Below are 23,722 nucleotides of genomic sequence, written 5' to 3' on the forward strand. Positions count from 1 at the left end.
GGTGTCATTTTTCACTCATTTTTTTGGTGTGAGTTGGCAGCAAATGCAGGCCAAGGTGCGTTATCGGATCTTAATCCTGACGTTATTACCTATCCTGCTGACGCTAGTGAGCTTAGTATTTATTACGATTTACTGGAACATCAGTTACACAGGTAAGCAGCTGTTTATGATGGTTAAAGCTGACTTATCTGTTGCCGAAAACACCTTGTTGCAAGTGCAGGTTCGTCAAGAGAATCAACTTGAGCGAGTGGTCACCTCTTGGGCTTTTCAAAATGATTTTAGGCCACTATTGAGTGCCGAAAAGTTCAGTAGTGAAAAATCGAATGTAACAGAGGCAACCATTAATCATCGAGCCAGTATCGATGCATTTCTCCTGCTGCAAAAAAAACAACTTCAGCTCGATTATTTACGTTTGATCAGTGTTGCTGATGCCGCCGAAGACCCTGATTTACGGCAAATTTTGCCTAAAATAAACGGCTTATTGCCGTATTCTGGATTAATGGTGTTACCGCCTGAACGGTTAGCGCGTATTGATCCTGAATTAGCACCAACCGCGCGTATTCCTATAGTGGCAACCTTGCGGTCACAGAGCACGACTCAAACCGTTGAGGAGCGTGGTCTATTAAGCCGCAGCCTGCTCCCCGTGCCGGACTTAGAAGGTAAAGTGGCTTGGTATCTGGATGGTGGGATCTTATTTAATCGCGATACCTGGATTGTCGATCATATTCGTGATTTGGTTTACGACAAAGGGACTTTACCCGAGCGCTCTATTGGTACAGTCACCATCTTTTTAGATGATGTGCGCATTTCTACTAACGTACCGCTCAAGTTTCCTGCCCATGAGGGAGAAGCGCCAGAACGTGCACTTGGCAGCTTAGTGTCTGATGAAGTGAAGGAAAAAGTATTAGTCAATGGTGAGCAGTGGATCAACCGCGCCTTTGTATTTAATGATTGGTTTATTTCCGCCTACGCCCCTTTAGAAGATGTTCGCGGCCAGCGTGTTGGCATGATCTATACCGGATTTTCGGAATCACCCTTTATCCATAATTACTTATTAAATATTATCGAATTGGGTACCATTTTAATGCTGGTGCTCTTAGTGTCTGGACTATTAGTTTATCGTGGGGCTTATAGCTTATTGTTACCGATTGAACGAATTCACCAAGTGGTGCAAGCGGTTCAGTCAGGTCGAAATATCCGTATTGGTGCTTTAGATTTAGACAGGGATAACGAGTTGTCGAATTTAGCCGAACAATTCGACAGCATGCTCGACCTCTTGCAGAGTCGAAATGCCCAAATTCAAGCAGCGGCAGAGCAGCTCGAGGTAAAAGTCGCAGAGCGTACCCGCAGTTTGCATGACAAAACTTTAGAGCTACAAAGTAATGTCGCATTACTCAATGAAACACGCCAACAGCTCGTCACTAATGAAAAACTCACCGCACTCGGAGAGTTGACAGCGGGGATCGCCCACGAGATTAACAACCCCACGGCGGTGATCCTCGGCAATATGGAGCTACTGCGTTATGAGCTGGGCGACAATGCCGATGTGGTAAAAGAGGAAATTGATCTCGTTATTCAGCAAGTAGGACGGATCACAACCATAATCCGCAGCTTGCTGCAGTACAGCCGCCCTGGCGAATTTAATGCACCATTAGAAATGCACAACATGACCTCCATCATTGAAGAAATGCTGGTATTAGTGCGGCATTCTATTCAGAAACAAGCAGTGGTATTGATTACTGAGCTAAACGCAACTTGCCCAGTGCAAGTTAACAAACCACAGTTATTACAAGTGTTGATTAATCTGGTGGTAAACGCTGCCCATGCGATGGATGGTAAAGGTCGAATTTGGATACGAACCTATGACTGGCTGCAACAGGGTGTGCCGATTGGCGTCAAAATTGAAGTCGAAGATGAAGGTGTTGGTATATCCCCAGAACAGCTAGGGCGTATTTTCGACCCTTTTTATACCACGCGTAAGGATGGCACTGGTTTAGGACTTTCACTGAGTTACGGCATTATTAAGCGGATTGGCGGCACCATAGAAGTGAGTTCAACCTTAGGTAAAGGGAGTTTGTTTACTATGGGCCTATATCGTGAAGCGAAGGAAGAGCGGCAAAATAGTCCCTATGAGGGATTATACTTTGCAGGTAATTATAACGAGATGTCTGGCGAATAATGATGTTTCTAAATGCAGAGCAGGCTTGTTAGCGCGGTCGTTGCCGTCATTTTGTGGTGCAGCTGTGAAGTCTATTATTTGGATGTGGGTAGTGCAGAAAAATAAGCAAAAAAAAGCCGGATGATGAGTCCGGCCACAAAGAGTGTGTGTGAGCAATGTCGTGCTTGCAAACTCAGGAGCACTCTAATTACGTTGATTACCAGTCAGCGTTATTAAAGATGAGTTTTGGAACGCGAGTTAACAATAATCATTCTCATTTGTGTTTGCAAGCTATTTATTGCAAAAAGTGCACATCTTTACAAATCAGGAAATTGATTCTTGCGGATTGGCTCGCAAAATCTTGTCTTGTAAGACTTTTAGCAAAACGCCATAGGCCGGTAAAAAAAGCCCTAAACTCACGATCAGTTTAAAACCGTAATCGACGGTAGCAATTTCGAGCCAGTTGGCTGCCATAAAGTCATCAGAAGAGGCGTAAAAGGCGATACTAAAGAAGACTAAGGTATCGACAAGATTGCCCACTAAGGTTGATGCAGCGGGCGCAACCCACCAAGAACGGTTTTTTCTAATACGGGCAAAAACCGTAATATCCATTAACTGACCGATTAAATACGCAGCAAAACTGGCAAAAGCGATACGAAATACAAAAGTATTCCACTGTGCCAGTGAATCAGCCCCTTGAAAACTACCCTGATGGAACATCACACCTATCACGTAAGAAATCACCAACGCCGGAATCATGGCTTTGAGTATGATATTACGCGCGGCTTGTTGGCCAAAAATACGGACAGTGAGATCTGTGGCTAAATACACGAATGGAAAGCTGAATGCACCCCAAGTAGTGTGGTAACCAAATAGTTGAAATGGCAATTGTACCAAGTAGTTGCTGACGCAAATAATCAGTATATGGAATCCTACTAATAGGAATAAAGCACGGCGAAGCTGCGCTGTAGTTAACATTAACATAGGTGGCCTTTTTAGTTGTGCAGGGCGGGGTGAGGGAACCCGCTAATATTTAATTTATTATGTTTACGACTCGATAACCGATAATAGCGTACTGAAATCGGGGTCGTCATTATAGTGGGCGAGTTTTAAGATGCAAGCTTGCTGTTTAAAGACGCGTATAAACGGCAAGATTTTTTGCAGTTTGACTATTTCTAAGGAGGGGGGTAACACCATTAATGGCAACGCTTAATGTAAAAGTGTCGACAAAATTTAATCATGCCATGTTTGGCCATGACTTACTCTACAGCTCGAAAAGTCTACAGCTCGAAAAGAATCGACATAATAGTCGCGAGTTTATTCTCTAATTCTTGCCATTCCGCTTGTGGATCAGAGCCTGCAATAATCCCTGCCCCTGCAAATAAATTAATCCGACCTGGTTCGATTAGAGCGCTACGAATAGCGACCGAAAATTCACTTTCGTACTGATTAAAATAGCCACAGGCACCGGCATACCAGCCGCGCATATACCCTTCTTGCTGGCGAATAAAGCTCATCGCAGTATGTCTGGGTAACCCACCTACGGCAGGCGTTGGATGCAGGGCTTGTAACAGTTCAAAATCATTGACACCTGTTTTTAGCTCGGCATGAATTGCACGGTGTAAGTGTTGAATATGATTGAGTTTAAAAATAGTGGCGAGTTCATCGGCACCGACATAACGGCTCAATGGTGTGAGCATGTTGACTATATGGCTGCGAACAAGTTGGTTTTCAACGCTATTTTTATTGTCTTCTAATAAGGCGTTTGCCAGTGCAATATCCTCTTCTTGGCTTAAGCCGCGAATCGTTGTGCCGGCAAGGGCTTCGGTAAATAACTCTTGTTGACGACGGCGAAATAAACGTTCTGGTGAGCAAGAGATAAAAGTACGCTTAGGGCTAAATTGAAAGCCAAATTGAAAGCTATTAGGATTACGCCCTTGCCAGCAGGCAAGCACCATCCAAGGATCGACAGGTTCGTTAACGGCAAGCTGAGTTAACCGAGATAACACCACTTTTGGGGTGTCTTGATTGAACTTCGGGTCGATAACTTGTTCAACAAGGGTTTTCCAACGTGTAAAGTCGGGCGTATCCGTGCGTGCTAAAAGGGCGATTTTTTTGGGTGGCGAAAGTGGCTTTGCAGGCATCACAGCTTCGATAGCTGCAATGGCGTTATCTATTTCGCTATGATGATCATTATCGGCAAAGTTAAGATTCACTAACAAACTAAATTGGTTGCCACTACGTCTAAATTCAATACGCGGTAGGATAAAGTGACTATTACCAAACTCAGGCCAAGATTCTATGGTGCGATCAAAAGCGACACCGCCATAGTAGCGAATATTCTGATTGGTTGATAACGCGCGCTGCTCTTGATAGGTCGTGGCCAGTTGCTGATCGCTGATTGCCGTTTCAAACTTAATATCTTTACACGATCCTATCGCCGCCACTTCTTCAATTCTATCGCGCCCATGCCAGTAAATACGTGGAAATTGGACCTGTGATGCCAGCCATGAAATTAAAGGCATCGCGACTGTACCAACAGACAGCTGCATGACCCGTTCTGTCACAGGAATTTGCTTTAATTGAATGAGTTTGTCGATGAGAGACTTAAGGTCTTCTGACAGGGCATGAACGGGCAAATAGAACTCCAAAGTAAAGATAAGGGATGAAGGCGAAAGCTGAAAGTCACGTTATCAGTATTCCGCATTAATACATTTAATTCAGGCTAATGTACTATTTTTTAAGTCATTTACCCTTTAGTTGATTAAGTTTGTAAATAAGAATCTTTCGCTCAAATTAAAGGCCACAGCCAAGAGTGTCAAGATGTAAGCCTCTGGTGTGTGACTTTTGCCATAGTCTCATTTAATGACGATAAAAACCGTGACTTAAGTGGGTCTTTTTGTCGTTCGAACCATCTTTGAGAGACATTTTGTCTGCTGATGGTGAAATGCCTCTCCCCTTTAGTTTAATTAGTTGATCTGAGTTGGTTTTTAATGGTTTTTCGGTTGAGACAGAATCGTTGCGGCTCACAATAGCGAGTACAGTTTAAATTTTATACGTGATCTGCAAAATATGATTACCACGAATGCTATTTTTAGAGTGTCGTTTCTAGCCTGCGCTACGAGTCTGCGATGAGCCTAGTTTTCACTGCTCAAGCTGATGATATGGCTCATAAGCCGTTATTCAATATCAATAACGCTAACATCGTTCATACGGGGGACGTTGAAGTACGTGCAATAGCAACGGTTGATGGCGGGATTGATGCACAACAGCTTAGTATCGATAGCGCCAAAATTTTAAAGAAATCCTTAAAGAATACGCCTAGCGTGTTTTTAGGTACAACGACGTTACAAGATGAAAACGATGGCCAGTATGAACCCCTGATACCGGCAGAGCGAATATGAAACTCCTCACGCTTGAAGGCGTTAGCTTCAACTACGGCAGTCAGTTACCAACGGTATTGCAGGAGATAGACTTAACGATTGGTGCAGGCCAATGCCATTGCGTGACTGGCCCTACTGGCTCAGGAAAGTCGAGTTTACTCAATTTGCTTGCAGGCGTGTTAAATCGTCCACATGAAGGCGATATCTGGCGATCCCCTAGGTTAGTTACCGGCTGGGTCACGCAAGACCCGCAGACACAACTATTGCGAAAAACCGTCGGTGCAGAGCTCGGTTTCGCTTTAGAAAACCTTGGAATTTCCACCGAAAAAATACTCTTTAAAGTGCAATTGGCACTGCGGCGCGCCGGTTTATACTTGCGCCTCGATACGCAGCTCAATACGCTTTCCGTTGGCCAAACATATCGCTTAATGATTGCCGCTCAGTTAGTGTGCGAGCCACATTTACTGTTGCTCGATGAACCTTGGGCGCAACTTGATGATCATGGCGTGAGTGAGCTGCTGGTGGTGCTGCGGAATCTTCTCCAAGAGGGCATGGCGTTAGTGTTGGTTGAGCATAACCCTTCGGCTTTCGCAGAGATAATTCAGCATCACTGGCAGCTAGAAGCTGGCAAGTTGTCTGAAGGCATCTATACAGTGAGCGATGCGGCGCAAATTGAGGCGCCTACGTGGCGAAATCAGCCTAAGTTTGAGCATGTAGGCAAAGTCTTGATCAATGCGGAGGCGTTGGAGTTTGGTTTCGATGGCTGCCCAGTGCTATTTACGTGTCCACAGGGGTTTAAGCTTCAAGCGGGTGAGATAGTGACCTTAATGGGAGATAACGGCTCAGGTAAAACCAGCCTATTAAAAAGCTTAGCGGGTGTGCTTAACTTGAAGCAGCGACTGCCGATTAAGGTGCTAGGGCGAAGGCCTAAGCTGGGCGTTTACGGTGCTGACCTAGGGCTGTTGATGCAAAGACCGAGTCGACAATTGTTCGAGACTAGCGTGTTAGCCGAAATGCAGTTTAGCTTAACGCGTTTTAAGCTCCCTAAAGAGCGGGCTGCGCAAATGTTGGAGGAGTTGGGGTTATCAGGTTTATCTCAGTTGCCACCTTATAAATTATCCCACGGTCAACAGCATTTAATTGCTTTAGCATCAATAGCTTGCTTACATCCTAAGGTGTTGTTATTGGACGACCCATTAGCGGGAATGGATAAGCATTACTATGATAAAGCGTGGTATTTGCTGCAGTGTTTAAGTTCTCAAGGTTGCGCTATCTTGCTTAGTTGTCATAGAGGCATTGAACATAGTGCGGTGTCTCGGCAACTCAGCCTACACAATGGATTATTGGTAGAGAGTTTTATTGAGGAAGGGTAAAGTCTTACTCACATAAGCAACATTGCAGGCCTTATTCCATCTACTTAAGTTTAGCGTATGTCGTTTAGCAACAAAGTCTATAGTGATTCTCTAATACTCGCCTTCACGTCTGCTCTATAATTATGAATTAATCACAACAGAAGATGCGAGTGTAGGTCGCTTTAGTATCATATGTTTAAAATTGATATATTATTCAGGCAATCATCCTTGGGGTTGTAGATATGAATGAGTCGGCAGAATTAGTTGACCTAATCAAATTACCTGTGTCGCAACTGACATTAGGCATGTTTGTCTGCGCCATAGACAAACAGGATAAAGGCCAACTTGCGATTACCAATGCTGGGCAAATTAAGCATAAGGATGCAATTTCCAAGCTAACGAAAAGCGGTATCAAATTTGTTTGGGTTGATGCACAACGCTCTGCTGAGCATTGTGGTTTAAGTAAGAAAACGGCTAACCCTCTTCATTCTCCAGTCCATTCTGCTCCTCCAATTATTAGTGAACCAGAAAGTCAAGAAATACCCATAAGTCGTGAAAAACAACAAGCTCAAGCAAAGGTGATGCTGAGTGAGGCTAAAGACCTAATTCGTAAAGTATTATCCGAAACCTTTGAAGGCAAAGCTATTGAGGTTGGACCGTTCGAGGCTTTAGCGGACAACATGATAGAGTCTGTTATGTTAGATGCTGACGCGCTTAAGTGCATGTCAGCGCTGCGCTCAAAAGATGCTTATTTACTTGAACATTCAGTGAATGTCGCTTTTTTATTAGTAACCTTTGGCAAGTATTTACAATTTGATCGTGATAAATTGCGGGAGATAGCCGTCGGCGGAATTTTACATGATATCGGTAAAATTAAAGTCGACAATAAAGTGCTGCATAAACCGGGCAAACTGACGCCAGAAGAATTCGAGCATATGAAGCTGCATCAAGTGTATGCGCTAGCAATTATGAACGAAGCCAAAGGATTATCGCAAACCAGTAAAGATATCTGTTTAATGCATCACGAAAAGCTCGATGGTCGAGGTTACCCAAGGGGGCTGAAAGGCGATCAAATCCCTCTTCATGGTCGCATGAGCTGTATCGTCGACATCTTTGATGCCTTAACTGCAACGCGTTGCTACAAAGAAGCCATGAGCCCAGCAGCAGCCTTTAAAATTATGCTCAGTTTAACGCCATTCCATTTAGACCAAGAGTTGGTCTATGACTTTATTCGTTGTATCGGTATTTACCCGGTAGGCTCTCTGGTGGAGTTATCCGATGGCCAGATTGGGATTGTTTGGACCTCAAAGGATAGAGATGCATTACATCCCGTAGTGAAGTGTTTTTACTCTCTAAAATTAAAGCGTTACACAGATGTCGCTATGGTGGATTTATTAAAATCTGAGCTGTATATCGAGCGCGGCGTGTCACCGAGTTCATTGGATATCGATCCAACGCCTTTCTATTAATCCTCATATTCTTATTCCTAACGCCATCATCTTCGCTGATGGCAGGAGTGAACGATTGCAGAGCCTGCGTTAAAAACCGTAAACTGAATGTCTTCTCCTGTCTGGCAATGCGATGAACAGTGCGATGAAATCACTATCTCCTATTTTTATCATTATCCTATCCTTGGCGTTGTTAATCCCAGGGGTCACTCAGCCTATCATGAGTATCAGTGGCACTATCGATAAGTCTAAGCTTGCTGAGCAAGGTATAGCGCAAGTTGCCCAAAGCTTTGATGAAGACTCGGGGCGCGAACGTGCTCGCGGCATGTTAGGTATGGTCAGTGGTTTGCTCGGGCTGAATAACCTTAAGGGCGAAGTCGAAGTGTTGCAGAAAACTCGCAGTATTTGGGGAACGGTAACCGAACTTTATCACTCGGGCAATCGACTCGTTGCGGGCTTAGTCATGTTATTCAGTGTGGTTGTTCCCGCCTTGAAGTTGAGTTTAATGCTGGTACAGCAATGTGTGAGTTCGATTGGCCTGAAACTGAGGATTAATGCCGTCGTCAATGCACTCGCTAAGTGGTCGATGGCCGATGTGTTTGTGGTAGCGCTGATCATCACCTTTATGACGGGGAACGCCTCAGGCGGTATGGGGGAAATGTTGAAAACCCAGGCGCAATTTGAAAACGGTTTTTACTTCTTTACCGCTTACTGCATTTTATCGATTCTGAGTGGTTTTTTAGTGCGGCGTCCAACGCCAATTTTGTAGCGAGTTTATAAGGCATGCCGACCTTAGCGAGAAGGTCGGGATGCCGAGATTTAATGCGGTTAATGGCGCAATGAGTTAGGACAAAGTACCATTTTGAACAATGGGCATAATCCAATAGCGGCAGGGATTATGTTTGCAGACCAGCGCCAGCGCAGCGAGCAGCGCCGCTTGTTGTGCCGCGGGGTGCATGATTTCGAATTTACAAAACTCCCGATAACCTTCTACTTGTTCCTTGATATTAAAATGACTGTGTTCGCGGCTAAAACCACAAATATTACCTAGGCTAAAACCCGACAGAAACTCCAGCTCTATCAAGGTATCGACTATGTCGTCCTTAATATCATTCTGGGCGATCAGGACTAACAGTTGTTCTGTGCTCATTTACGTTTCTCCAGCCAAAAATACAGAATTGGCAGTAAATACAGTGTGGTTATGGTTGAAGTGAGCAGGCCGCCAATCACCACAATCGCTAAAGGTTTTTGAATTTCAGCCCCAGGGCCCGAGGCAAACACCAGCGGCATAAGACCAAACATCGCCGTTGTGGCCGTCATCAAAATGGGGCGTAAACGCCGCGTGGCACCTTGTTCCACTCGTTCGCGCAGGTTGCTGAACATGTGCTGGGTTTGTTCGTAATAGCTGACCATCACCACGCCATTGAGTACAGCAACGCCGAGCAAGGCGATAAAACCAACCGAGGCGGGCACGGACAAATATTCCCCTGACAAATACAGGCTAACTATGCCGCCCATCATAGCGAAGGGAACATTGGCGAGGATTAAGCCCGCTTTGGCCAGTGAGCCAAATGTCGTGAATAAAATTAATGTGATCAGTGCGATAGCAATGGGGATCACTAACAGTAAATTGCTGGTGGCCCGCTGCTGGTTTTCAAACTCGCCACCAAAACTCACGCTATAGCCACTCGGGAGTTTGATTTCCTGCGCGATTTTAGCGTTGAGCTCTTCTACAAAACTCACAATATCGCGACCTTGCACGTTGGTGGTTATCACTGAAAAGCGATTCCCTTGCTCACGCTCGATAAGGATGGGGCCTTGCTTATAGCTTAAGGTAGCGACATCACTCAGGCGTTTTAAGGAGTGATCTGGCATCACCAGTAACTGATTTTCAAGCTCATTAATGCTGCTTAAGTGGCTCTGATTGTTAGCAATCAGCACGGGGGTGCGCTTTTTACCTTGCAGCACTTCGGTCACGATAACGCCTTCGAGCTGGCTTTTCAGGTAGCGAGCAAACTCCATGGTGCTCATGCCAAAGCCACGGGCGAGCTCGTTATCTAAGGTGAGGTTGATAAAAGGACTGCCTTCGATCATCGCCATTTTCACATCGACGCTGCCGCTAGTGGTATTAACCAGCTGTTGGATTTGGCTCGTGAGCTGACCTAAGGTGTCGATATCGTTACCAAAGACCTTGATCGCCACGTCGCCAATGCTGCCGGTGAGCATTTCGGATACGCGCATTTGTATCGGTTGAGTAAAGTTAAAATTAACGCCGGGATAGTCCAATAACACAGTGCGGATCGCATCGATAAGTGCTTCTTTATTTACAAAGCGCCATTCGCTGCGGGGCAAAAGTTCTAAGAACACATCGGTTTCATTGAGTCCCATGGGATCTAAGCCGATTTCATCTGCACCTGTTCGCGCCACCATCTGTTTGATTTCAGGTACTTTGGCTAGCAAGGTTTGTTGAATTTGCTTGTCGATGGCAATCGAAGCCTCGAGTGAAATTGACGGAGACTTCTCAAGCTGCAGGATAATGTCGCCTTCATCTAAGGTCGGCATAAAGGTTTTACCTACCAGTCCAAACAACCCTAGGCTGACAATAAGCAAACTAAAGGCGATTATCATAAAGCGTTTTTGATGGCTAAACGTGCTCTTGAGACTGCCCAGATAGAGCTGTTTAAGCTTTTCAATCGCCTTAGGTTCCTTGGCGGCTTTTTCGTTGACGAGGTAAGAAGCGATAACCGGAATAACAGTTAACGACAACACCAGCGCCGACAGCATGGCAAACACGATAGTGACCGCAACTGGGGTAAAGAGTTTGCCTTCAAGCCCGCTCAAGGTCAGCAAGGGCGAGAATACTATCATGACGATCACTGTGCCCGATACCACGGGGATGGCAACGTCCTTGGTCGCGCGAAAAATCAAATGTAGCCGCGGTAATCTTTGCTTAGTGGCGATAAGATTCACCATGTTTTCGACCACGACCACAGATGAATCCACTAACATGCCGATGGCGATAACTAGCCCGCCTAGGCTCATTAAGTTCGCAGAAAGATTGAAGTAATCCATCATCAAAAATGTCATCAGCGCGGCGAGAGGCAGCGAGAGTGACACGACCAATGCTGCGCGCACGTTGCCTAAAAATAGCGCCAGCAAGATGATTACCAGCACTACGGCTTCGAATAAGGCATTGGAGATGGTATCAATCGCGGTATTGATCAGATTCGCGCGGTCGTAAAAGGTGTTTATCTGGCTCCCTTCTGGCAAGGTTAGGCTGATTTGATCGAGCTTTTCCTTAATATCTTTGACCACTTGTGCGGTATTGGCATCTTTCAGGGCGATGATTAACGCTTCGGCGGTTTCGTTGCCGTCTTTCGTGACTGCGCCATAACGGGCTAAGTGACCAATTTGAATATCGGCTAGATCCTGTAGTCTATACACTCTAGCGTCATCGGCCTTGATCACTAATTGTTTGAGTTCGTCGATGTCATCGATACGACCTTCGGCGCGCACGATAATGGTATCGGTACCAATAGTAAGTTTACCCGCACCTTCGTTATGATTATTTTCTACTATCGCTTGTTGCAGCGCTGCAAAGCTCACGCCCGCAGCTGCCATTGCCGCCGGTTTAGGCGTCACATTAAAGCTTTTAGCATATCCTCCGAGAATATTAACATCGGCGACGCCTGCAACGGTTCGCAGTAACGGGCGGATTTCCCATTCGAGTAATTGTCGCCTTTCCATCAGCGATAGATTGGGATTTTCGAGTGAAAACATAAAGATTTCGCTGAGTGGCGTACTCATTGGCGCTACGCCGCCTGTCACACCTTCAGGGAAACTATCCCACACGGCGGCGATGCGCTCGCTCACCTGTTGGCGCGCCCAATAGATATCTGTACCTTCGTCAAAATCTAGGGTGATATCGCTAATGGCGTATTTAGTGGTCGAGCGCAGAATCGATTGATGGGGAATGCCTAACAGTTCGGTTTCAATCGGCACGGTAATTTGCGCTTCAATTTCCTCCGGCGTCATGCCGGGCGCCTTGAGGATAATCTTTACTTGGGTGGGCGAAATATCCGGAAAGGCATCCAAGGGAATCAAAAACCAGGCTCGCGCTCCCGCTAACATAATAATCAGCGCCACAATCAGCACAAATAGGCGCTGCGTGAGCGAGAAGCGGATGACTGAGGTCAACATCTTATTCGCCTCCTAGGCCAAGCATTATGCCTTTGACTGCGGCAACCGACTGGGATAACACTTGGATTTGGCTCAGATCCTGATCGCTTTCAACAATATATTGCTCAGGGGTTGAACCCAGAATATCGATAGTCACTGAGATGAGCGTGTCGGCGGTTTTAGTGAACACTTGGCTATCCTGCTCCCAACTAAAAACACTATTTTTAGGTAGCAGATATACGGCTTTTTGATACTCGGGAATCACAGTGATCTGTTGTCCTAACAGTAAGTTACATTCCTGCGGCACGGGTGATGACCAAGCGGTCACAAAGGCACCTTCGGCGATGGCCGACATAGACTCAATGGCGATATGGCACTGATTGATGTTCACCGCCGAGAGCGAATGTGACTGGCTCATAGGCACACTGACTTTGATGCGAATGCTGTCGCTAGGCACCAGTGAAAATAGCTGTGAACCCGCCATATAAGGTCCATTTACTTGGTTGAGTTTGACGATCCCCGCGATTGGCGTGCCTACCACTAGCGAGTCTGTGGTGGCATCTGTGCTTTTGACTAGCTCCATAAAATGCTGCATGTGCTCGTATTCGAGGTGAGTGCTGAAGTAGTCTTGGCTGATCTCGCGCCACTTTTCGGCGCTGATACTGCCATTGTTTAATAAGGGTTTATTGCGCTCATAACGGCCCTTTGCCAGTTGATATAAGCTGCTTGCGGCTTCGACTTGGGCGAGGTAGTGAAACACTTCTGGCCCTGTCAGTTTGACTATCGCTTGCCCCTTAGTAACCCGCTGGCCTTGGCCGACGAGGAAGCTGATCTGCTGGATATTCTCCGGCGTGCTGATCCAGTAATCATTACCGGGGAGGATTTCAATCTGTGCGGGCAAAGGGCTGCCCTCATAGCTGGCGACTTTCTGTGGTTGCACGTAGCTCAGGTCTAAATTACCGAGGGAACTTATCGTTAAGGATTCAGCCTGCACTAAGGTGGCAACACTGGCGGATAAACAGAAAAGGCATGCGCCGTACTTGGCCATCATAATGAAATTCCTAGGGCTTGCAGTTGTTGGGAGTGCAGTTGTTGCTGCGCGACTTGGTTCAGTGCCAAGCGAGATTCGGTATCGAGCGCATCCATATAGCGGCGCAGCCAGACTTCGTAGCTAACTTGGTTTTGGTCTTTGACCTTAGCCAGCTCCTCTGTGATGGTGCGGCTAAGGTGTAATGCTTGAGTCAGCAATGTCTGTTGGTCGAGTAAGTTGTTTTGCTGTTGCTCTAGTTTTTTAAGCTGAGTTTTTAGCTCGATATAGGTTCGGTCGAGGTTGAGCGTGTGCTCGGTATTGGCTTGTTGCCATTGGGATAATTCGGTTTGTGATAGGGCAGAACCCAAAGTCAGTGGTACAGAAACGGCGATGCCAAGCTGTTGATCATCGACTTGATTATCGGCGGTATTTTTGGCCGTGAGTGAGACAGTCCAAGGATCGTTATTCCCCGTTTGCTGACTCTGGATGATCAGCAGCTGTTGCTGCTTCTGCAGGCTCAATAATTGCCATAATGGATGTTGCGCGAGAATGTCATTGGGTTGGCTGCTGGCTGGAAGTGGCCGCGCGGTTTCGGCTATGTCCTGCGGTATTTGCTCTTGTCCTGTCAGTTGCTGATAGAGAGCAAGCGCATCGGCCTGTTGCTGATTTAGGTCGACCCGCTCCAGTGCAATATCCACCAGTTCGCGCTCTAACAAGAGTATGTGGGCAATCGGCAGTTCGCCCGCATCAGTGAGTTGCTTTTGCTGACTATGGAGTTTGTCGAGTAATTGGCTCTTACGATCTAATTGGGCTAGTTTTACTGCGGCAAGACGATGTTCCCACAGGCTTTGTCGCAATAATCCCGATAAATACAGGCCTTGCAGCGCGACTTGTTGCGACTTAATGCCTTGGGTGAGTTGTTTAATTTGCTTATCGCTGCTGTGCAAAGCAGGGGATTTTATTGGCAAATTGAGTGAGAGTTCTTGCTCGTAGCTGTTACCATTATCTAGGCTACCTAAGTGACTCAAGCTAATGCTCGGCAGGCCATTGAGCCAAGATGAGCTGCTTAAGCTTATTTGTGATTGCGGTAACTGACCGCCTGACTGAGATAAAGAATGTAATCTAGTTTGGCTGGTGAAGAGTGCTGGAGATAGCTCGGAATTCGCGGCGTGGCACAGGAAACTGCTGCTGACTAAGCTCGTCAACAGACATAACTTGATACAAGACGTACTGACAGACATAGGACGATTCTATGGTAATAAAGAGTGCTGTCAGTGTAGAGATTGGTGGGCGAAAGTCGTGGGGGACATGTATCATAAAACCGTTTATGGTACATATGTCCCATAAATTAATGGGTTGATTTTGCTTTTATTTAGGAGTTTTTCGATGAAGGATCTTGTCATTATTGGTCTGTTGGCCTTGATCATATGCTTTAAGCTTTTTGACATCACTTCCGACATTCAATTGGGCATTCCCCAATGGCATATTGCACAGGAAGCCATGTTGTTAGTGCTCACTGTGATTGGTGCCATGTACTTAAGTTATGATCTTATTCGTCGCTCTCGCGAAGTGAAAGCGTTGGCTAAACGGCTGGATAATGCAGATAAGAAAATCGACAATATGTCGACGCAAATGCGTTCCGCCAGACAAGAATACAGCCAGGCTGTATCGAACCAATTTGAAACTTGGGGCTTTACTAAGAGTGAGCAGCAAGTGGCATTTCTATTACTTAAAGGCTTAAGTTTTAAAGAAATTGCCGAAGTGCGTCAGACCAAAGAAAAAACCGTCAGACAGCAGGCATCAACCATTTATGGTAAAGCAGCAGTCGATGGACGCCATACTTTCTGTGCTTGGTTTATGGAGGATTTTATCCAAGAGCATAATCAAGATATTGCCGCGAACGAAGCGGCATCAAGCCATAAGGCAGCGTAAATAAGTACAGAACTGACTTAGCTGTTATAGCTATTTGTTATTAATAAATGATATTTGTTAGCCTTTAAGTTCTAAACAATAATGAGCATCCCCTAAGTTTGCAGGAAGATGCAATTGAAGAACTGGTTGATTATCGTGTTTTGCCTGCTTGCCTTAATTGCGTCAACGCAAACCTTCGGATTGGTACGTTCGCTGATTGAATTATGCGCTTTTGTCGGTGTTCTTTTTTGGGCTTGGCGAGTGCAGACGATGGCAGAGTAAATCTCTGCCATCGTCAATATTTATTACTGAAAATAAAGAATATACACTAAAGATGTTACACCAATTGCTGCCCACAACATTACCCCAAGTAGTAAAGGCTTTGGGCCACTCGCGCGCATTTTCTGCACAGTAATTCCTGCACCAATCAAAAATAAACACACTACGAGTGCGCGTTTTGAGAGCATAAATAGGGTGTCATAAACTGCATTAAATTGTGGTAACCAATGCGCTACAGCAATCGCTAAGCAATAAAAACCAATAAAATATGGCAGATTAATTTTGCGTTTATTGCCACCAAATATCATAGCGCTGACAAGGGCGATAGGGATAATCCACAGTGCGCGAGAGAGTTTTATGGTTGTGGCGATTTTTAAGGCTTCGTCACCATAGGCTGACGCAGCACCGACAACCGATGAGGTGTCGTGGATGGCAATGGCACTCCACACGCCAAAATCGTATTGGCTCATGTTGAGTAAATGGCCAATAGCGGGGAATAAAAATAGTGCAACTGAATTGAGCACAAACACACAGGCTAATGCCGTGGCAGTTTGGTCATTTTTGGCATTAATAGCAGGGGCGACAGCAGCAATCGCACTACCGCCACAGATAGCGGTGCCAGAGGCAATTAAGTGGCCTGTCACGTGATCAAATTTGAGGGCGCGAGTGAGTATAAAACCAAGGCCGAGAGTGAAAAAAATCGAACCTACAATCAAACCAAAGTTGTGGGTACTGGCTTCTATGGCGGTGGTGACATTAATGCCAAACCCTAAGCCAATGATTGAATAAGATAGGAGCTTTTTAGTCAGTGCAGTGATATTCCAGTCCACCGGTACCCAACCTAAGCTTGCCAAGGTAAAACCTAGCACTAACGCCATAGGAGATGAGATAAAAGGTGTGAGGCATAATAAACCCGCACAGATAAAAATAATGCGCTGACGTTTATTAACGTCTTGTAATTTTGATGAAAGTTTCATATCTACCTATGCACTAGCGATTAAATATTATCGCTCCAATGCCATTATTTACACTAATACCGCTAATAAAAAATGGCCATCAATAAGGACTGATATTGGAAAACGATGCTAGGGACATTATAGCTGTGAGTGTTAGCTTCAATAAAATCAATTAAACTTATTTTTATCATCAATTTTATTTATTGTTTGGCGGGATACATTTGCGCAAAGGTAAAGCAGCGGAGATCAACTGCGGCGCAGTTAATCTCCCCACGAGAATTTATAAATTTACGATGCTTTTCAAATCGTAATCACTGCCATCTTTCGCTGTAAATAACTTATCTTGAGTATCGTTAGCGCTAGGCATACCGACATGTAGCAAGCTAAGCCAATGGCGTGATGCTGCAGAGCGTGCCTCGGTGGTTTCCATTAAGATGCTTGAAGACGCTTCTATTTGGATATCTTCTAAATTGGCCACGTCTCTGGCACCTATCATGCCGCAACGGTCAAAACTCAGCTCAACGTGACAATCTTGGTCTTGCAGTACGATAGCGCTGGGCGCATCTTTAGTGCCATTAAAGGCCACAAACTGCTTTGGTTGGCGTAAACCACTGTGGCTGCCGTCGGCAAAAAAGGCTAACAAATGCTGGTAGTAAACGACGTAGCTGCTCACATCTTGATGTGAACCAGAGCTAAGTGGAAAGAGTCGGTCGATGAAAAGTTTCGCCTTGGCGATTTTTTCGTGCTCGGCAATCCCAACATGGACTACGGCTAGCACTTCTTCTGCGATGAGGTTGTTTAAATTTGTTTGGCTCTGGTTATTGCTGATTATTGACATAGTCATCGCTCGTTCCTCTACTCTTTCAATTTAAAAAATACGGTTCAGGGTTTCGATTTAACTTTTGATTTTTCAAAGTTTGTCTTCAACTTGGCTTGTCCGCTTTAAGTGCTTGCTGTAAGTATTAGTGGTTAAGCATTTCTTGAATTTGGTTGACTCAACTTGTTTACTTGAATCGTTTCTTGATTGCTTGATTTGTAGTCTAGTCTTTTTTTGTTTACAATTTCACAATAGAAATTTTACACTGTGAATTTTACAAAATGCGTAATGACCAGAGCTTGATGAGAAAATCACACTTCCTAGGGACAAAAATACGTAACCTACGGAAACGTAATAACTTAACTATGGAAGATTTGTCAGCACGCTGTATTCGAGTCGACTCTGGAAGCGCGCCCTCTGTGTCATATTTGTCGATGATTGAACGTGGAAAGCGCGTGCCGAGTGCCGCTATGCTGGCGGTGATCGCGACGGTTTTTCAAAAAGATGTCGATTGGTTCCTTGATGATACCCCTGAGGAAAGTGCTATTACACCGGACAAGGGCCGCCGCGGGGGGATTAGCGGTATGGCACTCGAACCTAGCTTTTTGTTTTCCAATGATATTTTGCAAATTGCGATACCTGAAATGTTATCGCAGACCGGAATTTCTGGCAGGCAGTTTGCCCATTTACTGATCCGCGCCCATCAAGAGCATCACCAAAACCACTTTCCTGATCTTGAGCGCGCTGCCGAAGAGGTTGGCCTTAAACGGATGCCATTATCCCTTGAGGATATGCTGGATATTGCCAAGGGAATAGGGCTTATCATCAAATGGGTAGATAACACGCCACAGGAAGTTATCGACGAAATGGGCGGGAGCTCTCGTCAACTTGTAACGTCTTTTTTTGAGCCACCTAATACTATTTATATGAATAAAATGCTTAAAAATCGTCCGAGTAGATTGAAGTACGATTTAGCCGCACACATAGGACATTGCGTACTCCATAACAAAGACGGTTTGAAGAGTGTAATGATTTCAGGCCGAAAGTTGGAGATGGACGAAGAAGTCACGCTGCAATCCAACACGCTAAACGCACAGGATATTTTGCACGCATGGCGTGACTTTGAGTCGAGCTTTTTTGCCGGCGCCTTGTTATGCCCTAAAGTACCGTATCGGCAATTACTCGATCGTCATGGCTACGAGATTGCAGTGCATAAGCAACTGCAAGTGTCGGCGTCGGTGGCCATGCGGCGAATGACTGTGGTATCACCGTATCCCCACTGGCATTATTTTGATGCTTACGCACCGGGTAAACTTAAAGCGGTTTACCGCGGTAACGGTATTCCACTGCCTTGGGGCAATATGCGTTTAGTGGAAGACCCTTGTCAGCACTGGGCCGTGTTTAGGATGATCAGCGAGCCAACGGTTGGCACGTCGGCACAGATTTCGATTTTAAATGTCGGTAACGAACCCCGAATTTACTGCTGTGAATCGATTAAAGTCGAAGATTCGGCGGGTAATCCCCACGTACTCTGCGCGGGCATTGATTTGAATCCGGCGATTGAAGCCCAAGGTAAAGATGCCTTATCTATCGCCCACGATTTGAAGAATGCCTGTGTTGCCAGTGGCGGCTCAGTGACGATCCCTAAGCACATTAAAAGCGATCTGGTGAGTGTTGCTAAAATCCTCAATATTAATTGGGTAGAACGTGGCATCAAAAATGATGCCCGCTTAATTTGCTCCCGCGGCGCCGTATGTCCGCGCCAACCAAGTTGTTATCAAGCGGGTAAATCACAATGCGATGGCAGTTAAATCAGTAATTTTGGGGATAAGTAGCGTGGTTGAGTGGTTATGTTTATCGTTTTCTGCATGGCGCCACTCTCTCATTCTCGATCATTCACTATGCTAGGCGTTAAGTTTGAAAGTTAGGCATAAAAAGTTAGCCACAAAAAAGCGCCGATTCATTATTGAATCGGCGCTTTTTTTACAGACAACATTCGGGCTTAATAAATAAAATTAAGTGCTTATGCCTTTGGACCTGCATTGCGGATTGCGTCTGACACTTGGTATTTAGCGAAGTTTTTAGTAAAGGCTTCGGCCAGTTTCTGGGCATATTCGGCATATAGCGCTTTATCGCCCCAAGTGTTGATTGGGTTGAGTAAATTGCTGTCTACGCCAGCTACCGCTACTGGAACTGCGAGGTTCAGTGTTTCTAAGTGGACGGTCTCAACATCTTTCAATTCACCGCTCACAATCGCATCGACAATAGCGCGGGTGGTTGGAATGTCGAAACGCTTACCTACACCATGCGGGCCGCCGGTCCAACCTGTATTAACTAAGTAAACTTGGCTACCGAACGATTCAATGCGCTTTATTAGTAACTCAGCGTATACGCCAGCAGGGCGTGGAAAGAAAGGCGCGCCGAAACAGGTTGAGAAAGTGGATTGAATCGCTGAGGTTGAGCCGATTTCAGTCGAGCCCACTTTAGCCGTATAACCTGATAGGAAGTGATACGCGGCTTGTTCTTTAGTCAAAATAGAGACCGGTGGCAATACGCCTGACACGTCGCAGGTTAAGAATACTACCGCACGTGGCTCGGCGCCGCAGTTGTCTTCTTTACGCTGGGCAATATGTTCCAGCGGATAAGCTGCACGGGTGTTTTCGGTTAGGCTACTGTCTGTGTAATTGGGCACACGGAGCTCGTCCATCACCACGTTTTCGAGCACAGTACCAAAACGGATTGCATCCCAAATAACAGGCTCATTCTTTTGGCTTAAATCGATACATTTAGCGTAGCAACCGCCTTCAATGTTAAATACGCCGCCCGGTGCCCAGCCGTGTTCATCGTCACCAATAAGGAAGCGTTTTGGATCGGCCGATAGCGTCGTTTTACCTGTGCCAGATAAACCGAAAAATAGCGTAGTGTCGCCATCTTTACCTACGTTGGCCGAGCAATGCATGGGTAACACTCCTTTGGCTGGCAGTAAGAAATTTTGCACTGAGAACATCGACTTTTTCATTTCGCCAGCGTACTTAAGGCCAACGAGCAGCACTTTACGTTCAGCGAAGTTTAAAATGACCGCAGCATCAGAGTTAGTACCATCGCGCGCGGGATCGCAGACAAAGTCAGGGGCATTAATAATTTGCCACACGGGTTTGTCTTTGCGATTAAAGTCTTCAGGGATGATAAATAGATTGCGGGCAAATAGTTGATGCCAAGCGTATTGAGTGGTCACTCGCACAGGCTGGTAATGTTCGGTATCGGCACCGACTTCAAGATCAGAGACAAACAATTCTTTATCGGCGAGGTAAGCTTCAACTCGTGCCCATAAACTTTCAAAAGCACCCGCTTCAAAAGCTTGGTTGACTGGGCCCCATTCGATATCAGCTTCTGAGCTGGGTTCTCTAACAATAAAACGATCGCCGGGTGAGCGACCACTGCGAGCGCCTGTTTTAGCGACTAATGCGCCATTAGCTGTCAATTCACCTTCGCCGCGTAGCAGGGCAAGTTCGACAAGTTGTGCTGTTGAAGGGTTAAAGTAAACGCGGTTTAATCCATCCGCCATAATGAAATCTCCATTGATTTGTAAGGTTATTTTTATCATCGATCGTCTGCCGATTTAGTTTATTTATCAACTGAGTCGTGTCAGAGGATAAAGTGAACCGATTGTAGCTTAAGCCGAGTGCAATGTGTGAGGGGATTATAGGCAGGATAAAAAATGGGCGCCGAATTGGCGCCCATTATCTCAACAGCAGTCAGGTTATTGCTGCGTGGTTGATGTTTGACCGTTTGCAAATAAGGTGGCGATATCTATGGCATCAAAGGTGTAATTTGCGTGGCAATATTCACAGCCCATTTCTATCTTGCCGTCTTCGGCCAGTATGGTTTCAATCTCTGCTTGAGCTAACGTCTTAATCGCGCCCGCACTGCGCTCCAAAGAACAGGTGCACTTAAAGCTGACATTGATAGGCTCGAATAGGCGCACTTCTTCTTGATGATAAAGGCGGTGTAATACGCTTTCTGCATCCAGAGTGAATAGCTCTTCTGCCTTAACGGTTGAGGTTAACTGGCTTAAGTGCTCAAACTCGATGTTATCTTCTTTTTGGCTGGGTAGAATTTGTAAAAACATACCTGCAGCTTGTTTGCCATCGGCAAATAACCAAATGCCAGTTGGTAACTGTTCGGATTGATTAAAGTATTCTTCAACACAGGCCGCTAAAGTTGGCTTGTCCAGTGCAACCACACCTTGGTAACGCTCACCTTCTTCGGGTGTTAGGGTGATGACCATATAGCCTTGGCCGAATAAATCCGCCAAGCTAGCATCGTCAGCCAGTTCGTCATTCCAACGTGCTACACCGCGTAATTCTTGTCGATTGTTACCGTTGATCACCGCTAAAGAAACTGGGCCATTACCCTGTAACTGCACACTGATATCGCCGCTAAATTTTAACGTTGCGGTTAATAGTGACGTGGCCGCCATGAGTTCACCCAGCAGAATTTGCAAAACGGGAGGGTACTGTTGGGCACTGATCACTTGTTGGTAGCTGTCTTGTAACTGTACCATTTCGCCACGGACATCTGCATTGTCGAACAAGTAGCGGTGTAAAATATCTTGAGTCATGGTGTATCTCACTATTAAAGGTCTTTAAAGCGCATGAGCTGGCGTCGTTGCTTTTTGTCTGGTTTCTGATCTGGTATGGGGTTGTTAAGCATGTTGAGGCGTCGTTGCTCAGCATTAACGGCCCGTTTAACCATGCTTGTCTCGGTTTCTTGGTACAATTCTTGTGCAATCGCACCCGATTGACGTATTTGTGATAATTTTTTTATGACGATCTCTTTATCGTCATATCCTTGGCGTATCTTAAGGACGGCGCCTATCTCAGCATTCCTACTAGATTTGGCGCGCTGACCGTTGTAATGTACTTTGCCGCCGTTAATCATGTCTTTGGCAATGGCACGAGTTTTATAGAAACGTGCGGCCCACAGCCACTTATCGAGTCGAATGTCTGTTTTTTCGCTTTGACCTTGCGTCATAGTGTCTCCAGCTAAAAGATCGATTAGTTCACATGCCGAGCAATAAAGTGTCAGATGCGCATTTCTATTATGTTAAAGGGTGGAGTGCTTCACAGCCTTTTTAGGTGGGCAAAGTTAGCATAATTGGCCTATTTTCGCCAACGGGAATACTGTTATGGGCTTGTTGCCACATGCCGCCTAGGTTAGCATTAGGCGCTTATTACCTAATTATTATAATCAGAACAGAGACCTGTATCGAGGGTCCACATAAAATATGGATTTATTAGATAAAATTATCGCAAAAGCCATTGGTATGCCCCATAAGCCCCTCAGTCGGATTGTTTTCTGGTTAGGGTTTATTGTCATCATGCTATTGGCAGCACAAATTACTTGGAAATTAGTGCCCACAGACTCATCTGTCACTGCTTGGTCACCCACTCCCGTTAATGTTAATGGCAAAGATGTGGGGCAGGTTGATCTTGCCGGTTTGCAGCAGCTTGGACTCTTTGGCAAGGCAGATACTCAATCTGATAGACCTAAAGTCGCAGCGGTTGAAACCATTACCGATGCACCTAAAACCTCACTTTCCATTCAGTTGACTGGCGTAGTCGCATCGACAACAGATCAGAAGGGCTTAGCCGTTATTGAGTCAAATGGCAGCCAAGAAACCTACAGCTTAGGCGACAAAATTAAAGGCACGTCGGCATCACTCAAAGAAGTCTACGCTGACCGTATTATCATCACTAATGCGGGTCGTTACGAGACATTAATGCTCGATGGCCTTGTTTACACTAGCCAAAGCCCAGCCAACCAGCAGCTACAACAGGCCAAGAGTAATACAACGGTTAACCGTATCGACCAACGGAAAAACGCCGAAGTTTCCCAAGAGCTCGCTGAATCTCGCACAGAATTGTTAGCCGACCCCAGTAAGATCACCGATTACATTGCTATCTCTCCTGTGAGACAGGGTGACGCTGTGGCGGGCTATCGTTTGAATCCGGGTAAAGACGCCAATTTGTTTAAACAGGCGGGTTTTAAAGCCAATGATTTAGCTAAATCGATTAATGGATACGACTTGACCGTTATGAGTCAGGCGTTAGAAATGATGAGCCAACTTTCCGAGTTAACCGAAGTGTCTATTATGGTTGAGCGGGAAGGACAATTGGTTGAAATCATGTTTAGTTTGCCGCAATAAC

At 45.7% G+C, this 23,722-nt stretch carries 20 protein-coding genes; 9 read left to right on the plus strand and 11 right to left on the minus strand.

Annotated features, from left to right (window positions below; translation table 11 throughout):
- The first annotated feature begins 1 nt into the window (after position 1).
- On the plus strand, positions 2-2,179 hold the full coding sequence (locus L2717_RS14565; RefSeq protein WP_220773198.1) for a sensor histidine kinase: 2,178 nt from the start codon (positions 2-4) through the stop codon (positions 2,177-2,179).
- A gap of 303 nt (positions 2,180-2,482) precedes the next feature.
- Here L2717_RS14565 and L2717_RS14570 read toward each other — a convergent pair whose 3' ends face one another.
- Both L2717_RS14570 and L2717_RS14575 read right to left on the minus strand, forming a co-directional pair.
- Positions 2,483-3,142 carry a 7-cyano-7-deazaguanine/7-aminomethyl-7-deazaguanine transporter gene (locus L2717_RS14570; RefSeq protein WP_220773197.1) on the minus strand — a complete coding sequence of 220 codons (660 nt, stop codon included), beginning with the start codon at positions 3,140-3,142 and terminating at the stop codon, positions 2,483-2,485.
- Between the two features lie 296 nt (positions 3,143-3,438).
- Positions 3,439-4,797 (minus strand): isochorismate synthase, encoded by a 1,359-nt coding sequence (locus tag L2717_RS14575; protein ID WP_220773196.1) that lies wholly within the window; start codon positions 4,795-4,797, stop codon positions 3,439-3,441.
- 492 nt (positions 4,798-5,289) lie between these two features.
- Between L2717_RS14575 and L2717_RS14580 the strand changes: the two genes are divergently transcribed.
- From L2717_RS14580 to L2717_RS14595, 4 genes are all read left to right on the plus strand, one after another.
- On the plus strand, positions 5,290-5,562 hold the full coding sequence (locus L2717_RS14580) for a hypothetical protein (RefSeq protein WP_220773195.1): 273 nt from the start codon (positions 5,290-5,292) through the stop codon (positions 5,560-5,562).
- Positions 5,559-6,914: an ATP-binding cassette domain-containing protein gene (locus L2717_RS14585; protein WP_220773194.1), complete on the plus strand. Its 1,356-nt coding sequence runs from the start codon at positions 5,559-5,561 to the stop codon at positions 6,912-6,914. Before L2717_RS14580 ends, L2717_RS14585 begins: the two co-directional genes overlap by 4 nt.
- A gap of 221 nt (positions 6,915-7,135) precedes the next feature.
- A complete protein-coding gene (locus tag L2717_RS14590; protein WP_220773193.1) occupies positions 7,136-8,362 on the plus strand; it encodes a cyclic di-GMP phosphodiesterase in 1,227 nt (408 codons plus the stop codon).
- Positions 8,363-8,474: 112 nt separating this feature from the next.
- Positions 8,475-9,110, plus strand: a complete 636-nt coding sequence (locus L2717_RS14595) for a paraquat-inducible protein A (protein ID WP_220773192.1) — start codon at positions 8,475-8,477, stop codon at positions 9,108-9,110.
- A gap of 75 nt (positions 9,111-9,185) precedes the next feature.
- On the opposite strand, the gene L2717_RS14600 is transcribed toward L2717_RS14595, so the two are convergent.
- Genes L2717_RS14600 through L2717_RS14615 form a run of 4 tightly spaced genes read right to left on the minus strand, consistent with a single transcriptional unit; the run spans position 9,186 to position 14,791 of the window.
- A complete protein-coding gene (locus tag L2717_RS14600) occupies positions 9,186-9,491 on the minus strand; it encodes a DUF3240 family protein (protein WP_220773191.1) in 306 nt (101 codons plus the stop codon).
- The gene (locus L2717_RS14605; protein ID WP_220773190.1) at positions 9,488-12,541 is read right to left on the minus strand and encodes an efflux RND transporter permease subunit; all 3,054 of its coding nucleotides are present in this window, start codon (positions 12,539-12,541) and stop codon (positions 9,488-9,490) included. The genes L2717_RS14600 and L2717_RS14605 overlap by 4 nt, the downstream gene beginning before the upstream one ends.
- Position 12,542: 1 nt before the next feature.
- Positions 12,543-13,571 carry an efflux RND transporter periplasmic adaptor subunit gene (locus tag L2717_RS14610; protein ID WP_220773189.1) on the minus strand — a complete coding sequence of 343 codons (1,029 nt, stop codon included), beginning with the start codon at positions 13,569-13,571 and terminating at the stop codon, positions 12,543-12,545.
- Positions 13,568-14,791, minus strand: a complete 1,224-nt coding sequence (locus L2717_RS14615; protein ID WP_220773188.1) for a metal transporter — start codon at positions 14,789-14,791, stop codon at positions 13,568-13,570. The genes L2717_RS14610 and L2717_RS14615 overlap by 4 nt, the downstream gene beginning before the upstream one ends.
- A 145-nt stretch (positions 14,792-14,936) precedes the next feature.
- Between L2717_RS14615 and L2717_RS14620 the strand changes: the two genes are divergently transcribed.
- Entirely contained in the window at positions 14,937-15,482 is a 546-nt protein-coding gene (locus tag L2717_RS14620; RefSeq protein ID WP_220773187.1) for a helix-turn-helix transcriptional regulator, read from the plus strand.
- Between the two features lie 114 nt (positions 15,483-15,596).
- Entirely contained in the window at positions 15,597-15,743 is a 147-nt protein-coding gene (locus L2717_RS14625; RefSeq protein ID WP_220773211.1) for a hypothetical protein, read from the plus strand.
- Between the two features lie 23 nt (positions 15,744-15,766).
- Here the strand turns inward: L2717_RS14625 and L2717_RS14630 are convergent, their stop codons facing one another.
- Both L2717_RS14630 and L2717_RS14635 read right to left on the minus strand, forming a co-directional pair.
- On the minus strand, positions 15,767-16,717 hold the full coding sequence (locus L2717_RS14630) for a YeiH family protein (protein WP_220773186.1): 951 nt from the start codon (positions 16,715-16,717) through the stop codon (positions 15,767-15,769).
- A 259-nt stretch (positions 16,718-16,976) separates the two neighbouring features.
- Entirely contained in the window at positions 16,977-17,540 is a 564-nt protein-coding gene (locus L2717_RS14635) for an aldolase/citrate lyase/malate synthase family protein (RefSeq protein ID WP_220773185.1), read from the minus strand.
- Between the two features lie 254 nt (positions 17,541-17,794).
- On the opposite strand from L2717_RS14635, the gene L2717_RS14640 reads away from it, so the two are divergent.
- Entirely contained in the window at positions 17,795-19,324 is a 1,530-nt protein-coding gene (locus tag L2717_RS14640) for a DUF3612 domain-containing protein (RefSeq protein ID WP_220773932.1), read from the plus strand.
- Positions 19,325-19,536: 212 nt separating this feature from the next.
- Here the strand turns inward: L2717_RS14640 and L2717_RS14645 are convergent, their stop codons facing one another.
- From L2717_RS14645 to hslR, 3 genes are all read right to left on the minus strand, one after another.
- On the minus strand, positions 19,537-21,078 hold the full coding sequence (locus L2717_RS14645; RefSeq protein WP_220773931.1) for a phosphoenolpyruvate carboxykinase: 1,542 nt from the start codon (positions 21,076-21,078) through the stop codon (positions 19,537-19,539).
- A 195-nt stretch (positions 21,079-21,273) separates the two neighbouring features.
- A complete protein-coding gene (gene hslO / locus L2717_RS14650; RefSeq protein WP_220773930.1) occupies positions 21,274-22,134 on the minus strand; it encodes an Hsp33 family molecular chaperone HslO in 861 nt (286 codons plus the stop codon).
- A gap of 14 nt (positions 22,135-22,148) precedes the next feature.
- A complete protein-coding gene (gene hslR, locus L2717_RS14655; protein ID WP_220773929.1) occupies positions 22,149-22,547 on the minus strand; it encodes a ribosome-associated heat shock protein Hsp15 in 399 nt (132 codons plus the stop codon).
- Between the two features lie 253 nt (positions 22,548-22,800).
- Here hslR and gspC point away from each other — a divergent pair, with 253 nt between their 5' ends.
- A complete protein-coding gene (gene gspC, locus L2717_RS14660; RefSeq protein WP_220773928.1) occupies positions 22,801-23,721 on the plus strand; it encodes a type II secretion system protein GspC in 921 nt (306 codons plus the stop codon).
- Position 23,722: the final 1 nt, after the last annotated feature.

This window comes from Shewanella glacialipiscicola, from assembly GCF_023283485.1.
GTDB lineage: Bacteria > Pseudomonadota > Gammaproteobacteria > Enterobacterales > Shewanellaceae > Shewanella > Shewanella glacialipiscicola.

Coding starts and splice junctions, on each gene's coding strand:
- L2717_RS14570 (WP_220773197.1), bottom strand. CDS start 3,142: ATGTTAATGTTAACTACAGCGCAGCTTCGCCGTGCTTTATTCCTATTA.
- L2717_RS14580 (WP_220773195.1), top strand. CDS start 5,290: ATGAGCCTAGTTTTCACTGCTCAAGCTGATGATATGGCTCATAAGCCG.
- L2717_RS14585 (WP_220773194.1), top strand. CDS start 5,559: ATGAAACTCCTCACGCTTGAAGGCGTTAGCTTCAACTACGGCAGTCAG.
- L2717_RS14590 (WP_220773193.1), top strand. CDS start 7,136: ATGAATGAGTCGGCAGAATTAGTTGACCTAATCAAATTACCTGTGTCG.
- L2717_RS14595 (WP_220773192.1), top strand. CDS start 8,475: ATGAACAGTGCGATGAAATCACTATCTCCTATTTTTATCATTATCCTA.
- L2717_RS14600 (WP_220773191.1), bottom strand. CDS start 9,491: ATGAGCACAGAACAACTGTTAGTCCTGATCGCCCAGAATGATATTAAG.
- L2717_RS14605 (WP_220773190.1), bottom strand. CDS start 12,541: ATGTTGACCTCAGTCATCCGCTTCTCGCTCACGCAGCGCCTATTTGTG.
- L2717_RS14610 (WP_220773189.1), bottom strand. CDS start 13,571: ATGATGGCCAAGTACGGCGCATGCCTTTTCTGTTTATCCGCCAGTGTT.
- L2717_RS14615 (WP_220773188.1), bottom strand. CDS start 14,791: ATGTCTGTCAGTACGTCTTGTATCAAGTTATGTCTGTTGACGAGCTTA.
- L2717_RS14620 (WP_220773187.1), top strand. CDS start 14,937: ATGAAGGATCTTGTCATTATTGGTCTGTTGGCCTTGATCATATGCTTT.
- L2717_RS14630 (WP_220773186.1), bottom strand. CDS start 16,717: ATGAAACTTTCATCAAAATTACAAGACGTTAATAAACGTCAGCGCATT.
- L2717_RS14635 (WP_220773185.1), bottom strand. CDS start 17,540: ATGACTATGTCAATAATCAGCAATAACCAGAGCCAAACAAATTTAAAC.
- L2717_RS14640 (WP_220773932.1), top strand. CDS start 17,795: ATGCGTAATGACCAGAGCTTGATGAGAAAATCACACTTCCTAGGGACA.
- L2717_RS14645 (WP_220773931.1), bottom strand. CDS start 21,078: ATGGCGGATGGATTAAACCGCGTTTACTTTAACCCTTCAACAGCACAA.
- hslO (WP_220773930.1), bottom strand. CDS start 22,134: ATGACTCAAGATATTTTACACCGCTACTTGTTCGACAATGCAGATGTC.
- hslR (WP_220773929.1), bottom strand. CDS start 22,547: ATGACGCAAGGTCAAAGCGAAAAAACAGACATTCGACTCGATAAGTGG.
- gspC (WP_220773928.1), top strand. CDS start 22,801: ATGGATTTATTAGATAAAATTATCGCAAAAGCCATTGGTATGCCCCAT.